We start from the raw sequence: 15,048 nt of genomic DNA on the forward strand, positions 1-15,048 counted from the left end.
CGCGAAGAGGCCGGCCCTGCTGGCCAATTTCCACCCGCCGTTCACCGTTGCTGCCGCCACCGTATTCGCGGGTAAACCCGCTCCTACACAGATTGGTGGCGGACACACATACAGCGCAACCGCAGGGGTCAGAAGGCTTGCGGCATCTCGCCCTTGGCCAGGCGCCGGTTGATGTCGGCAATTACTTCGGGCAGGTCGTTGATGGTGTCGATCAGGTAGTGCGGGCGGGAGCCGGCAAACAGTGCATGGATGCGCTGGCGCTCGCTTTCCAGTTTCTCGGCACTCAACGCCCGGAAGCCTTCCCAGGTCAGGCCCAAGGCATTACCCGAGCAGACCAGCGCCACGGTCCACATGCCGGCACGGCGGCCTTCAAGAATGCCAGGCACGGTGTCGTCCACCTTCACGCAGGCCGCTACATCGTCAATCCCCAGCGCAATCACGTTGGCCAAGGCCTGGGCCGGCCATGGGCGGCCGTTCGGGGTTTCATCGGTGGCCACTACATGGTCGGCTACGTAGCCGTTCTGCGCCGCCAGTTCCACCACCTTGTCCATCACCACTTTCGGGTAGCCCGAGCACGAGCCGATCTTCAGGCCGTCCTGGCGTAGACCGGTGAGGGTGTCCAGCGCACCGGGGATCAGTGCCGAGTGCACGGCGATCTTCTCGATCTGCAGCGGCATGAAGCGGTTGTAGATGGCGGTGACGTCATCATCGGTCGGGGTACGGCCGAACACCTTGCGGTAGCGCTCGGCAATTTCCGGTACGTCGCACAGGGTGCGGATATGGTCCCATTTGCCCATGCCCATCGGGCCTCGGGCTTCCTCGATCGACACCTGCACGTCGAACTCGGCAAAGGCCTCGACAAAGATCTGGGTGGGAGCGAATGAGCCGAAATCGACCACGGTGCCAGCCCAGTCGAGGATGGCGGCTTGCAATTGGGTGGGGTTGTTGTAGTTCATGTGCGCAAATTCCTGAGTTCGGGTGGGCAAAGCGTCAGATGTCCAGCACTTCCATTTCCCGCAGCACGTCGGCCACGGCATTCACGGCGGCCTGCATGCCGTCCGCCCCGACCACACCGATACAGCCGACGCGGAAGGTTTCGACCTGGGTCAACTTGCCCGGGTAGAGAATGAAACCCTTGGCCTTGACCCGCTCGTAGAAGTCCTTGAACTGGTAGCGGGCATCGGTGGGGGCGTGGAAGGTGACGATGATCGGCGCCTGGATCTCGGCAGGCAGGAAACTGCGCAGGCCGATGGCTGCCATGCCGTCGAGCAGCGTCTTGCAGTTGTCTGCGTAGCGCTGGTGGCGGGCGGGAAGGCCACCTTCCTCGTTGTATTGCTGCAGTGCTTCGTGCAGGGCCGCGACCACGTGGGTAGGCGGGGTGAAGCGCCATTGCCCGGTCTTGGCCATGTAGGCGTGCTGGTCGTGCAGGTCCATGGCCAGCGAGTGGGCATTGCCTTCGGCGGCCGCCAGGGCGCTTTTTTCGGCGAAGACGAAGCCCATGCCGGGTACGCCTTCCAGGCACTTTCCGGAGGCCGCGATCAGTGCTTCAAAGGGGATTTCGCGGGCATCGATCGGCAGCGCACCGAACGAGCTCATGGCATCGATGATCAGGCGCTTGCCATGGCGTTTGATCACCTGGGCGATCTCGGGCAGCGGGTTGAGGATGCCGGTGCTGGTTTCGCAGTGGATCAGCGCCACATGGGTGATGGCCGGGTCTTCGGCCAGCAGCCGGTCGACGTCGGCGGCGGTGGTCGGCTGGTCTTCGGCCGTTTCGAAGGTGCTGTAGGTGCGACCCAGCACTTTGCAGATCTTCGCCAGGCGCTGGCCGTACGCGCCGTTGATCAGTACCAGAACCTTGCCATCGCGTGGCACCAAGGTGCCGATGGCCGCTTCCACGGCGAAGGTACCGCTGCCTTGCAGGGGCACGCAGTGGTGGCTGCTGGCGCCGTCGATGATGGCCAGCAGTTGTTCGCAGACGCTGGCAGTCAATTGGTTGAAGTCACGGTCCCAGGAGCCCCAGTCCACCAGCATGGCTTGGCGGGTGCGGATTGATGTGGTCAGGGGACCTGGGGTCAGCAGAATCGGGGCATTGCTCATTCCGTTATTCCTCACAAGCGGTGGGCTGAAACTACGGGGCCTAGGTTGCAATTCGCGCTGCCATCAATCAAATTGTTTGTTGTTATCCCAGCTATAAGTCAGGCCGATGAATATGAATCTGTTCCAGCTACGCGCCTTCGACGCCGTGGCCCGTGAGGGCAGCTTTACCCGTGCTGCCGAGCGCCTGTTCATCAGCCAGCCGGCGGTGACCGGGCACGTCAAGGCCCTGGAGGAGCACTACCAGATCACCTTGTTGCGGCGTACTGCACGGCGCGTGGAATTGACCGAAGAGGGCACGCGCCTGGCGGCCATCACGCGCGCCATGTTCGGCCTGGCCGAAGAAGCGCAGGCCATGCTCGAGGCCAACCGTCAGTTGCTGACCGGGCGCCTGGAGGTAGCTGCCGACGGACCGCACCGGGTCATGCCGATGCTGGCGCTGCTGCGTGAACGATACCCAGGCGTCACCGTCAACTTGCGTCTGGGCAACGCACAGGAGACGTTGGCTGCGCTGCTCGGCGAGCATGCCGACGTGGCGGTGCTGACTGAAATCGAGCCGCGCAAAGGGCTGCATCTGCAAAATCTCTGTGAGTCGCGCCTGTGTGCGTTGTTACCCGTGGGGCACGCCTGGGCCAGCGCGCGGGAGGACTTGCCGTTGGCCGAGCTGCACCAGCAGATCATGGTGCTGCGCGAACCCAGCTCCACCACCCGGCGCACCTTCGACAAGGCCTGCATCAAGGCGGGCGTGCAACCGCGTGTATTGCTGGAGCTGGACAGCCGGGAGGCGGTAACCGAGGCAGTGGCCTCGCAGCTGGGGATTGGCGTTGTTTCTTCCACTGAAGTGGCCAATGATCCACGTGTGGTGGCACGCCCATTGGCCGGCGAGGGCCTTGTCAACCAACACGTAATCGGCTGCCTGGAGCGTCGTCGCGAACTGCGCCTGATTCAGGCATTCCTGAGCCTGGCAGCGGGGCTATGATGGCTGTTTGCTGCGGGGCACCCTAGGCTCTGTATGAAAAGCCTTGATACTCGGTGATGCTGCGTTGAAAACAGCCTCGGAATGCTCATTTACAACCCGTAAACTCCGCTTCCTCGGCTGTTTTCGCCTTGCCTGACCTTCGTCTCAAGGCTTTTCATACAGACCCTAATATGGCCGGCAATCAGCCGACAGGACCGTCGATGAGCGACAAAGACACCATTTCCATGCAGCTGGTGCGCGAAGCGCTGTTGCAGACCTGCCCTGCCGGTGAGCCTGACAGTGGCTTGCTGGCCAGGGCGGGCATCGCCGTTGAACAACTGCACCTGCCAGAGGCAAGGGTCAGTGCCGAGTCCTATGCCCGCCTGTGGCGCTTGCTGGCCCGGCGCTGCAACGACGAATTCTTCGCGATGGACCCGCGCGGTCTGTGCAGTGGCAGCCTGGCGTTCATGTGCCGTGCCAGCATGGGCCAACCGACCCTGGGCGCAGGCCTGGAAACCTCGCTGGCCTTTCTGTCGTTGATGCTTCAAGACATGCAGCCCAGCCTGGTGCGCCAGCAAGGGCTGGCCGAAATTGTCATCAATGAGCCGCGTGACGAACCGCGCCGCGCGTTCACCTATTTCACCTTCTGGATGATCGTGCATGGCGTGACCTGCTGGCTGGCCGGGCGGCGTATCCCGATTCTGAGCATTGATCTGCGTTGTGCCGAACCCCCCTTTTGCGACGACTACCGGGTCATGTTTTCGGAAAACCTGCATTTTGAGCGTCCACGCACACGCATGATCATTGCTTCGCAATGCCTCGACTTGCCTCTTCGGCGCAGCGAGGAGGAACTGCAGCGTTTTCTTGCCGAAGCGCCGGGCAATATCCTGGTCAAGTACCGTGACCCGGCCAGTCTCGGGCGGCGTATCCGCACCGACCTGTTGCGCCTGGCCCCTGCGCAATGGCCCGATGCTGACCGCCTGGCCCGACAGTTGTGCCTGTCGCCATCGACCCTGCGGCGGCGCCTGGCAGAAGAGGGGCAGAACTACCAGGGCTTGAAGGACAGCGTACGACGGGAGCTGGCGATCGCCTGGCTCAGCCAGGAAGACGTGGCCATGGGCGAGCTTGCCGAGCGTTTGGGGTTCGCCGACAGCAGCTCGTTCTATAAGGCATTTCGCAAGTGGTTCGGCTGCAACCCGGGGCATTATCGGGCATTGATCCAGGCGCGAGGGGCAGGGCACTGAAGGGCGAACGCTTCCCGCCGTAGTGCGTTACCGCGCGGGCCCAGAAGGCTTTCCGAGCAGGCGCCGATCGAACCCGTTCCCTCTGCATCCTGGTCCGGCATTTGAACAACATGGTTGGCTTCGTCAAATAGCTAGGGAACCCACCATGATCATCAACGCGACGGGCCATGACCCATTCATCGGTGCCCGATTACCTGAATGGCTCAAACGCGCGTCAAGGGGCCAGATCAACACTCTGCGCACCAGCCTGAACGCGCACCACGCCAGCCAGGCACGCTTGAGTGGCCTGACACTTGAGTTACTGCCGCTCCAGCAGTTTGCCGAGAAGCACCTGGCGGCTTTGCTGGATGCACCGTTGCCGGACGGGCAGGTATTTACCCAGCTCGAGTGGCTGCGGGTGGCGCCACACTTCGGCACACTGCCCGGTACCTTGCAACAGACATACGGGTACAGCCAGACGCGTGAGAACGGGTTACTGCGGCTGATGCGCAACTTTGCTGCGAATACCCGCTACTACGAGGGCACGGGGCTGGTTTTGCCAGGCAGCGACAAACCATTGAATGCATCGCTGGAAGCATTGATTACGGCCTGTCGCAATCTGGACGTTGGTCAGCGTTATCAGGACGCGTTGCAAAGGATCTTCCCGCCAGCTACCCAGGCGGTGCTGGCTGAAGACAAACGTTCGGGGTTGAAGCTGGCGACCGAGCTTGCGGCTTTGCAGGGAAGCATAAGCGTCGATGTGCAGCTTGCCTTGCGTGAAGTGCTGGACCCCGCTCAGGAGCGGCGACAACAAGGGCTCGAAGGCAAAGCCATGCTGTTGAGGGCAATAGGGAAACCTGTGGTCGATGGCTTGCTGATTCACCTGCATGACAAGGCGGGAAATGAACGGGGCATCGTACTTTACCTGCCTGGTGATCCCCGGCAGGCATTGCGGTTCTTCGACAATGCCGCCTCCATGAACAGTACCGTGGCGAGGTTGTTGCAAGATCCCGGTTACTGGCAGTACTTCACACAGCTCATCAGCCTTGAGCACCGTGCAGGTTTTGTCAGTACCCTCGGCAAGCGCCTGAAAGACAAGCTGCCGGACCTGGAGCTTGAGGGTGAAACACCTGGAGGAGGGGTTTTCACGCAACTGGCGACTCGGCAAGTGCAACGGGTCAAGGAAGATGCCCGGTTGCTGCTGGTACCGACCGCTGACGCTGATAGCCGGGCGGTAAGCGCCAGACACGCTGAGTGGAAAGCGGCAGGTCTGGATTTGGTAAACCTCGCCGGCTTGTTCATCCCGGCTGTGGGCGGCGTGCTGCTGGGTCAGGTGGTTGCACAGACGTGTGCTGACGTGTTCGAAGGGACACGGGATTGGTCGAGAGGGCACCAACACGAAGCGCTGCAGCATCTGCTGGGGGTTGCCGAAACCTTGGCGGCCACCGCGGCGACGGTGGCGGGTGTCAGTTTTGTGCGCAGTGCGTTTGTCGGGGGCCTGGAGCCGGTAAGCCTTGGGAATGGGCGCGGTCGCCTGTGGCAGTTCAACGCCAGGAATTATCGATCATTGTCGGGCCCTATCAATCTGCTCGAGGAGGAACGCAGTGGCGAGGCGGGCCGCCGATGGGTCCGTATCGATGGACGTTACTTCGAAGTGCATCAACCCGTCGCCGATGGCCCCTATCGCCTGCGCCATGTAACGAGTGAGGGCGGCTACGGGCCGGTCGTGTTGCACAATGGTGAGCGTGGCTGGCAGCTGATGCGTGAGCAACCACTAAGCTGGCAGGCGCCTGCGCGCATGCTGGATGCATTATGGCCACAGCATTCCCCTTTCGACGCGCATCAGGCCGAGCAGATCATGCGGGTGGCAGGTATCGATGCAGATTTGTTGCGCGGCGTTCTCGTGGAGAATCGCCCGGCGCCGGTGAGCCTTGGCCAAACCTTGGGCGCCTTCCAGGCGCATGCACGCATTCAAACGTTTTTCGAGCGTGTTCGGCTGAAGGCGTTGGTGCCATCGGACAGTGAACTGCTGGCCTGGTGTGAAGCAAGGCCAGACGTGGGCGCCGGACTGGAGCAGATCCGGGTGCATGAGGCCGGGTTGCGGCCGCAATTGTTTGCCCACCTGACAGAGCAGCCACTTGCAGCAGACCCACTGAGCATGTTGGTAAAGCGGGACTTCCCGGGTTTGCCTTCGGCCTACATAAATGAAGTAACCGGCCAAGCGCATGAGCTTGAGCACCAAATGGCGCGGGTCGAGCGGCGGCTGCCATTGCCGTGCGCGAAGAACGCCGGTTCGCTCTTGCGTCTGGCTCGGCTGAGCCGGGGGCTGGCGGGATTGTATCTGAGCTCAGCTTACAGTGACGTCACCGGCGAGTTGGCCCTTGCGTTACTGGATAGCTTCGGACTTGAACAAGTTGACCTCGACTTGCGTGACTCCGGGCTGGATGGGCGGTCTATCAGGCGTCTCGGTAGCGGCGGGCAAACCGAGGCAAAAAGAATAGTGGTCCGGCACGAAGGCAGGTTTCTGATCTACAACGGGTCAGGTGTGCCACACGTGCTTATCGCTGACGAGCCTGGATGTATCTTCGAGGCGCTTTTCATCGCACTAACGTCGGAGCAGCGCGCAGCGATGCAACTGGTGGGCAGTGCTGCGGCGAGCCAATTGCGTGAGAAACTTCTCGCGCGGTTACCCGCTTCCCATTGGGACATCGCGCGCATGCTCGGCTGGCCAGAGGAGCAGGCGTGGCTCAATCCAGGGCGTCGCATGGACGATGGGCGCGTGGGATACCCGCTCAGTGGCCGCCCTGGCGCTGCACCCAGGGATGAGCAGGCGATCATTCGTGACCAGCTACGGTCGCTTTATCCTGGCCTGGACGAGGCCGCGCTCGATGTGGAGCTGGCGCGTGTGCAACAAGGCCCGCAGCCAGTCTTCGAGCGCTTGGTAGAACTGCAGGAAGCACATGACCAGCTGGTGCTGTACCTGAATCGCTGGGTCGGTGCCGAGTTGCAGGAGGGTCGACGCGCCGCCCGCAGGTTGACGGCCGACAGCATCCTGCGAGCCTGGCGACTGCAGGGCGAGCCTGTTTCGGCCGGCGAGGGGCAAACACAGGGGCAGCGCTTGTCGATGAGCGGTTTGAGTTTGCGCACACTGCCGGCACTACCGCCGCACATCGATTTCCATCGCATTACCCTGCTGAGCGTGAACGACACCCTGATTACTGACATTCCGGCCGACTTCCTTCGCCCGTTTACTGCCTTGACGCACCTGAACCTCAACAACAACGCGTTGATGCGTCTACCAACAGGCATTGCCCATTTACCGAATCTTCAATCGCTTCGGTTGGCGCATAACGAGATACGCCTCGACGCCCAGGCGATCAGCGTTCTGCATGGTTTGTCCAACCTTGTGCATCTTGATCTCAGTCATAACCGGCTGGAAGCGCTCGACATGAGTTTCCACCAACTTTCTCGGCTGACAAGCCTGAACCTGCGTCATTGTCGGCTGGGCAGCTGGCCGCGTCGCCTGGAGCTCTGTGGTCTACTTGAACGTGCTGACTTGCGCAACAACCAACTCCGCGAAGTGCCCACCGAGATCCAGCTGATGCCTTATGCATTTCGACAGGCCATTCTGATGGAGGACAACCCCTTGTCGGTCATGCAGCAACGAAGGTTGTATGCCCTCGATGTGATCGAAGAACACCGGCACTCACCTGAGCAGTTGGGGTCAGTTGACCTGGCCAGGGCCCGTACGCGTTGGGTAGGCCATACGGATGCGACGGTTCAGGCCGAGCGTGAGGCCGTGTGGTTGCGGTTGCTGGCGCAAGCGGGTAGCAGCGGGTTGTTCAGGTTGTTGGCTCGCCTGGAGATGACTGCGGACTACAGCCAAGCGGGTGAAGGGCGGGATGCGCTGGTTGACGGGGTATGGACACTGCTGGCTACGCTGGACGGCGACCCGGTGCTGTGCCGGCGGATCTTTGAGCGGGCCGGCCTGCCGCTGTCATGTTCGGACGCCGTTGCCAGCCATTTCAGTGCATTGCAGGTATTGGTGAGGCAGGCGCAGGCCGAAGCCGCCGCAGTCAACCCTGAACGCAGGGGCGAGTTGCTTGAACTGGGCAGGCAACTGTTCCGGCTGGATCAACTGGAAGGGATTGCCTACCAGGATGGCCGGCAGCGTCTGGCTGCCAGTGAACATATTGACCAGTTGGCATTGGGGCTGGCTTACAGGGTGCAACTTCGTAGCCGGTTGCGGCTGCCCAACCAGCCATATGCCATGCGCTATCCCGATGCTGTCGCGCTGACACAGGCCCAGGTAGAGGATGCGTTCCTGCGGGTTACGCGCGCGCAGACCATCGAGGGCCTGACCGATAGCCTGAGCCAGCGCGCGTTCTGGCGCCGTTACCTGCGCCAGCAACATGACCAAATGTTCGATGCCCTCAGTGCGGATTACACTCGGCGCACGCTTGAGCTGCAGGCTCAACGTCCTGTCTTGGCGCCGGCGGCCTTCGAGCAGCAACTACGCCGGCTGCAGGAACAGCAGGTCCTCGATATCGAGCGCCTGGTCGCAGGGCTCACCCAGTCCTACCTGCGTGCAGCCGAGCGCGCAGAGGGGTGATTAGCGGCGGCCAAACCAGTCATCCAGATTGACAGCTTTGGCCATTGCCGCCGCGCATGAGCGGCGCGAACATCGTCGGACCGATGCTTCAACTCCAAAAACAAGAAACCAGGAGTCCGATGATGCGCGATTACGCCGAGGCCGCTCGTACGTTCGACCATGACCAGGCCGTTGTGACGGCATTGCACGGCAACCTTGAAGCCCTTAATGCCTGTGTCGAATGCTGTGACCGGCATGCCGGTGACGGCAAGCTGGCACTGATTCATGAGGACCGCGATGGTAACAGCGCGCGCTATAGCTTCGATCAGCTTCAGGTGCAGGCTGCCCGGTTCGCCAATGTGTTAAAGGCGCAGGGGGTAGGCGCCGGAGACCGGGTTGCCGGCTTGATGCCGCGTACCCCTGAACTGCTGGTGACCATCCTCGCTACCTGGCGCCTCGGGGCGGTTTACCAGCCCTTGTTCACCGCGTTCGGCCCCAAGGCCATCGAGCACCGGCTTGAGCAATCCCATGCCCGAGTGGTGGTCACCGATAGCCACAACCGCGCCAAGCTGGACGACGTGCATGCCTGCCCGACCATCATCACCGTCAAGGCCCGCAGTGGTGAGCTGGACTTCCAGCAATGCCTGGAGCGCGCAGCGGACGTATGTGAGCCGGTGATGCGCTCAGGCAACGATCCATTCCTGCTGATGTTCACTTCCGGAACCACTGGCCCGGCAAAACCCCTGGAAGTGCCACTGCGTGCGATCGTCGCGTTTCAGGGCTACATGCGTGATGCCATCGAGCTGCTGCCCGAGGACAACTTCTGGAACCTGGCCGACCCGGGTTGGGCTTACGGCTTGTATTACGCCGTTACCGGTCCGTTGTCGCTGGGGCACGCCACCACGTTCTACGATGGCCCGTTCAGTGTCGAGAGCTGCGCCCGGGTGATCGACAAGCTGGGTATCACCAACCTGGCCGGCTCGCCAACCGCGTATCGCTTGCTGATTGCGGCGGGCAAAGATTTCTCGGCACCGATCAAGGGCCGCCTGCGGGTGGTCAGCAGTGCCGGCGAACCGCTTAACCCCGAGGTGATCCGCTGGTTCGCCGACGAGCTGGGCGTGACCATTCACGATCACTACGGCCAGACCGAACTGGGCATGGTGCTGTGCAACCACCATGGCCTGCAGCACCCGGTGCACCTGGGTTCTGCCGGCTATGCCATCCCCGGCCACCGCATCGTGGTGGTGGACGAGCAGGGCAACGAACTGCCAGCCGGCCAGCCAGGCATCCTCGCCGTTGACCGTGAGCAGTCGCCGCTGTGCTGGTTCGGCGGTTACCACGGCCTGCCGACCAAAGCCTTCGTCGGCAAGTACTACCTCAGCGGCGACACTGTCGAGCTGAACCCGGATGGCAGCATCAGCTTCGTTGGCCGTAGCGACGACGTGATCACCACCTCCGGTTACCGGGTGGGGCCGTTCGATGTGGAAAGCGCGTTGATCGAGCACCCGGCGGTGATCGAGGCAGCGGTGATCGGCAAGCCCGACCCGGAGCGCACCGAGCTGATCAAGGCGTTCGTGGTATTGGCGAGCGGCTACGCTGGCAGCGTCGAGCTGGAAGAAACCTTGCGCCAGCACGTGCGCCAGCGCCTCTACGCGCATGCCTACCCCAGGGAAATCGAATTCGTCAGCGAGCTGCCCAAGACCCCGAGCGGCAAGCTGCAACGCTTCATCCTGCGCAACCAGGAAGTCGCCAAACAACAAGCGCAACAGGCCACCCCTGCCAGCGTCTGAAAGGAAAGTACTCATGCACATAGCCAATAAACATTTCATCGTCAGCGGCGCCGCTTCCGGGCTGGGTGCTGCGACTGCACAGATGCTGGTCGAGGCTGGCGCCAAGGTCATGCTGGTCGACCTCAATGCCCAGGCTGTCGAAGCCAAGGCCCGCGAACTGGGCGACAATGCCCGTTTCGCCGTGGCTGATATCAGTGACGAGCAGGCGGCCCAGTCGGCTGTCGATGCAGCTGTCAGCGCCTTTGGCAGCTTGCATGGGTTGGTCAATTGTGCCGGCATCGTCGGTGCCGAGAAGGTGCTGGGCAAGCAGGGCCCGCATGGCCTGGCCAGCTTCGCCAAGGTCATCAACGTCAACCTGATCGGCAGCTTCAACCTGTTGCGTCTGGCTGCGGCGGCCATGGCCGAAGGGGCTGCCGATGAGAGCGGCGAGCGTGGGGTCATCATCAACACGGCTTCCATTGCCGCCTATGACGGCCAGATTGGCCAGGCCGCCTACGCTGCCTCCAAGGGGGCCATTGCCAGCCTGACCTTGCCGGCCGCGCGCGAACTGGCACGCTTCGGCATCCGCGTGATGACCATCGCTCCGGGTATCTTTGAAACCCCTATGATGGCCGGCATGAGCGAAGAGGTACGTGCTTCGCTGGCTGCCGGCGTACCGTTCCCGCCCCGCTTGGGCCGCCCGCAGGAATACGCCGCGCTGGCCCGCCACATCATCGAGAACAGCATGCTCAACGGTGAGGTCATCCGCCTCGACGGTGCGCTGCGCATGGCTGCCAAGTAAGGAGAGCGAACATGACCCTCGCCAATGACCCCATCGTTATCGTCAGCGCCGTGCGCACGCCCATGGGCGGGTTGCAGGGCGACCTCAAGAGCCTGACTGCGCCGCAACTGGGCAGCGCCGCCATTCGTGCTGCCGTGGAACGTGCCAGCATCGATGCCGCCTGTGTCGAGCAGGTACTGTTCGGCTGCGTGCTGCCGGCCGGCCAGGGCCAGGCGCCGGCACGCCAGGCCGCGCTGGGCGCCGGGCTGGACAAACACACCACCTGCACCACCTTGAACAAGATGTGCGGCTCGGGTATGCAAGCCGCGATCATGGCCCATGACCTGCTGCTGGCCGGCACCGCAGACGTGGTAGTGGCGGGTGGCATGGAAAGCATGACCAACGCGCCGTACCTGCTGGACAAAGCCCGTGGCGGCTACCGCATGGGCCACGGCAAGATCATCGACCACATGTTCATGGACGGCCTCGAAGACGCCTACGACAAAGGCCGCCTGATGGGCACCTTTGCCGAGGACTGTGCCCAGGCCAATGCCTTCAGCCGCGAAGCCCAGGACCAGTTCGCCATCGCCTCGCTGACCCGAGCGCAGGATGCCATCAGCAGCGGTCGTTTTGCCGCCGAGATCGTGCCGGTGGAAGTCACCGAGGGCAAGGAAAAGCGCGTCATCAAGGATGACGAGCAGCCGCCCAAGGCGCGCCTGGACAAGATTGCGCAGCTCAAACCGGCGTTTCGTGAAGGCGGCACCGTGACGGCGGCCAACGCCAGTTCGATTTCCGACGGCGCTGCGGCGCTGGTACTGATGCGCCGCTCCGAGGCCGACAAACGTGGCCTCAAGCCATTGGCCGTCATCCACGGTCACGCCGCCTTTGCCGACACCCCGGCGTTGTTCCCGACCGCCCCGATCGGCGCGATCGACAAACTGATGAAGCGCACCGGCTGGAACCTGGCCGAAGTTGACCTGTTCGAAATCAACGAGGCCTTCGCCGTGGTCACCCTGGCGGCCATGAAACACCTCGATCTGCCACACGACAAGGTCAATATCCACGGCGGCGCTTGCGCCCTCGGCCACCCGATCGGCGCTTCTGGCGCACGTATTCTGGTCACCCTGTTGTCGGCCTTGCGCCAGAACAATCTGCGTCGGGGTGTGGCGGCCATCTGCATCGGCGGTGGCGAGGCCACGGCCATGGCTGTTGAATGCCTGTACTGAGGTGAACCATGCTGGTAAATGACGAGCAACAACAGATTGCCGACGCGGTACGTGCTTTCGCCCAGGAACGCCTGAAGCCGTTTGCCGAGCAATGGGACAAGGAACATCGCTTCCCGAAAGAGGCCATCGACGAAATGGCCGAACTGGGCCTGTTCGGCATGCTGGTGCCGGAGCAGTGGGGTGGTAGCGACACCGGTTATGTGGCTTATGCCATGGCCTTGGAGGAAATCGCTGCGGGCGATGGCGCCTGCTCGACCATCATGAGCGTGCACAACTCGGTGGGTTGCGTGCCGATCCTGCGCTTCGGCAACGAGCAGCAGAAAGAGCAGTTCCTCACCCCGCTGGCCACAGGTGCGATGCTCGGAGCTTTCGCCCTGACCGAGCCGCAGGCTGGCTCCGATGCAAGCAGCCTGAAGACCCGCGCCCGCCTGGAAGGCGACCACTACGTGCTCAATGGCAGCAAGCAGTTCATTACCTCGGGGCAGAACGCCGGCGTCGTGATCGTGTTTGCAGTCACCGACCCGGAGGCTGGCAAGCGAGGCATCAGCGCCTTCATCGTGCCGACCGATTCGCCGGGCTACCAGGTAGCGAGGGTGGAGGACAAACTCGGCCAGCACGCCTCCGACACCTGCCAGATCGTTTTCGACAATGTGCGCGTGCCAGTGGCCAACCGGCTGGGCGCGGAGGGTGAAGGCTACAAGATCGCCCTGGCCAACCTTGAAGGCGGCCGTATCGGCATCGCCTCGCAAGCGGTGGGTATGGCCCGCGCGGCGTTCGAAGTGGCGCGGGACTATGCCAACGAGCGCCAGAGCTTTGGCAAAGCGCTGATCGAGCACCAGGCCGTGGCGTTTCGCCTGGCCGACATGGCAACGAAAATTTCCGTTGCCCGGCAGATGGTATTGCACGCCGCCGCCCTTCGTGATGCGGGGCGACCGGCGCTGGTGGAAGCGTCGATGGCCAAGCTGTTTGCCTCGGAAATGGCCGAAAAGGTCTGTTCGGATGCCTTGCAGACCCTGGGCGGTTATGGCTATCTGAGTGACTTCCCGCTGGAGCGGATCTACCGCGACGTTCGGGTTTGCCAGATCTACGAAGGCACCAGCGACATTCAGCGCATGGTCATTGCGCGCAATCTTTGAAGGAGCAGACTGCATGGCATTCGAAACCATCCTGTTGGACATCCACGGCAAGGTCGGCCTGATCACCCTCAACCGGCCGCAGGCGCTCAATGCGCTGAACGCGCAGATTGTCGGCGAAATCAACCAGGCTCTGGACCAGCTCGAGCGCGACCCGAACATCGGCTGCGTGGTGCTGACAGGCTCGGCCAAAGCCTTTGCCGCTGGCGCCGACATCAAGGAAATGGCCGAGCTGCAATACCCGCAGATTTACGTCGACGACTTGTTCAGCGACGCCGACCGCATTGCCAATCGCCGTAAGCCGATCATTGCTGCCGTGTCTGGATTTGCCCTGGGCGGCGGCTGTGAGCTGGCGATGATGTGCGACTTTATCCTCGCTGCGGACAATGCCAAATTTGGTCAACCGGAAATCAACCTGGGCGTTCTGCCGGGCATGGGCGGCACCCAGCGCCTGACGCGTGCGGTGGGCAAGGCCAAGGCCATGGAGCTTTGCCTGACCGGCCGCCTGATGGGGGCGGAAGAAGCCGAGCGTGCAGGTCTGGTGGCGCGGATCGTGCCGCAAGCAGAGCTGGTGGAAGAGGCGCTGAAGGTGGCCGCGGCCATTGCCAGCAAGTCGATTCCGGTGAGCATGATGGTCAAGGAGAGCGTCAACCGAGCATTTGAAGTCACCCTCAGCGAGGGGGTTCGCTTTGAGCGTCGGGTCTTCCATGCGGCTTTCGCCACCGAAGACCAGAAAGAAGGCATGGCCGCATTCATCGCCAAGCGTGAGGCACAGTTCAAGGACCGTTGATCAGACTCGGTTCGTTGCCGTTGCCGTTGCCGTTGCCGTGGCTTTTGCTTCTAAGTGCGCGATAGTTCAGGCGACGCAGATTGCGACTTCAGGAGGCCGAGCGTAGGGCTTGCGAAGGGAGGTGACGGGCATGGATGCCCGTCAAGCGCTGAGGCCCCATGGATGGGGCCTGCAGCGCGTACTCCCGGGAGCAAGACCGTAGCGAGGGGACCCCGGAGCGTAGCGCAGGGGCCGGATGATAGGAGCCAGCGTTTTTTGGTTACTTTTTGTCGCGTTTGACAAAAAGTGACCCGCCGTAAGGGCGGAAAGGTGACTATGCGCCACCTACGTGAATGAATACCTACTCGATGTGAATGCCCACATCCAAGAAGCAAGAAGCAAGAAGCGAACTCGTCTGTTTTGGCTCAGCGAACAGTCCATTTGCGATGGCGACGCTGACTCACCTTTTCGCCCTTACGGCGAGTCACTTTTTGTCAAACGCGA

General features: G+C 62.3%; 10 protein-coding genes. 8 read left to right on the forward strand and 2 right to left on the reverse strand.

Annotated features, from left to right (window positions below; all coding sequences use genetic code 11):
- Positions 1-128 precede the first annotated feature (128 nt).
- Positions 129-956, reverse strand: a complete 828-nt coding sequence (gene phnX, locus QYE47_RS13020) for a phosphonoacetaldehyde hydrolase (protein ID WP_003250077.1) — start codon at positions 954-956, stop codon at positions 129-131.
- 34 nt (positions 957-990) lie between these two features.
- Positions 991-2,097, reverse strand: a complete 1,107-nt coding sequence (locus QYE47_RS13025) for a 2-aminoethylphosphonate--pyruvate transaminase (protein ID WP_070384146.1) — start codon at positions 2,095-2,097, stop codon at positions 991-993.
- Between the two features lie 112 nt (positions 2,098-2,209).
- On the opposite strand from QYE47_RS13025, the gene QYE47_RS13030 reads away from it, so the two are divergent.
- From QYE47_RS13030 to QYE47_RS13065, 8 genes are all read left to right on the forward strand, one after another.
- Positions 2,210-3,073, forward strand: coding sequence for a LysR substrate-binding domain-containing protein (locus QYE47_RS13030; protein ID WP_070384145.1), 864 nt, complete (start codon positions 2,210-2,212; stop codon positions 3,071-3,073).
- A 200-nt stretch (positions 3,074-3,273) separates the two neighbouring features.
- Positions 3,274-4,296, forward strand: coding sequence for an AraC family transcriptional regulator (locus QYE47_RS13035; protein WP_070384144.1), 1,023 nt, complete (start codon positions 3,274-3,276; stop codon positions 4,294-4,296).
- A 145-nt stretch (positions 4,297-4,441) separates the two neighbouring features.
- Entirely contained in the window at positions 4,442-8,887 is a 4,446-nt protein-coding gene (locus QYE47_RS13040; RefSeq protein ID WP_241792123.1) for an NEL-type E3 ubiquitin ligase domain-containing protein, read from the forward strand.
- Between the two features lie 122 nt (positions 8,888-9,009).
- The gene (locus QYE47_RS13045; protein WP_020192116.1) at positions 9,010-10,656 is read left to right on the forward strand and encodes an acyl-CoA synthetase; all 1,647 of its coding nucleotides are present in this window, start codon (positions 9,010-9,012) and stop codon (positions 10,654-10,656) included.
- 13 nt (positions 10,657-10,669) lie between these two features.
- A complete protein-coding gene (locus tag QYE47_RS13050; protein ID WP_014591723.1) occupies positions 10,670-11,437 on the forward strand; it encodes an SDR family NAD(P)-dependent oxidoreductase in 768 nt (255 codons plus the stop codon).
- Positions 11,438-11,448: 11 nt separating this feature from the next.
- Positions 11,449-12,642, forward strand: a complete 1,194-nt coding sequence (locus QYE47_RS13055) for an acetyl-CoA C-acyltransferase (protein ID WP_019437598.1) — start codon at positions 11,449-11,451, stop codon at positions 12,640-12,642.
- Between the two features lie 8 nt (positions 12,643-12,650).
- On the forward strand, positions 12,651-13,778 hold the full coding sequence (locus tag QYE47_RS13060; RefSeq protein ID WP_070384142.1) for an acyl-CoA dehydrogenase: 1,128 nt from the start codon (positions 12,651-12,653) through the stop codon (positions 13,776-13,778).
- A gap of 13 nt (positions 13,779-13,791) precedes the next feature.
- Complete coding sequence (locus QYE47_RS13065; RefSeq protein ID WP_014591720.1) at positions 13,792-14,565, forward strand: enoyl-CoA hydratase; 774 nt, start codon at positions 13,792-13,794, stop codon at positions 14,563-14,565.
- Positions 14,566-15,048 lie beyond the last annotated feature (483 nt).

Source organism: Pseudomonas sp. 2,4-D (assembly GCF_030418155.1).
GTDB lineage: Bacteria > Pseudomonadota > Gammaproteobacteria > Pseudomonadales > Pseudomonadaceae > Aquipseudomonas > Aquipseudomonas alloputida.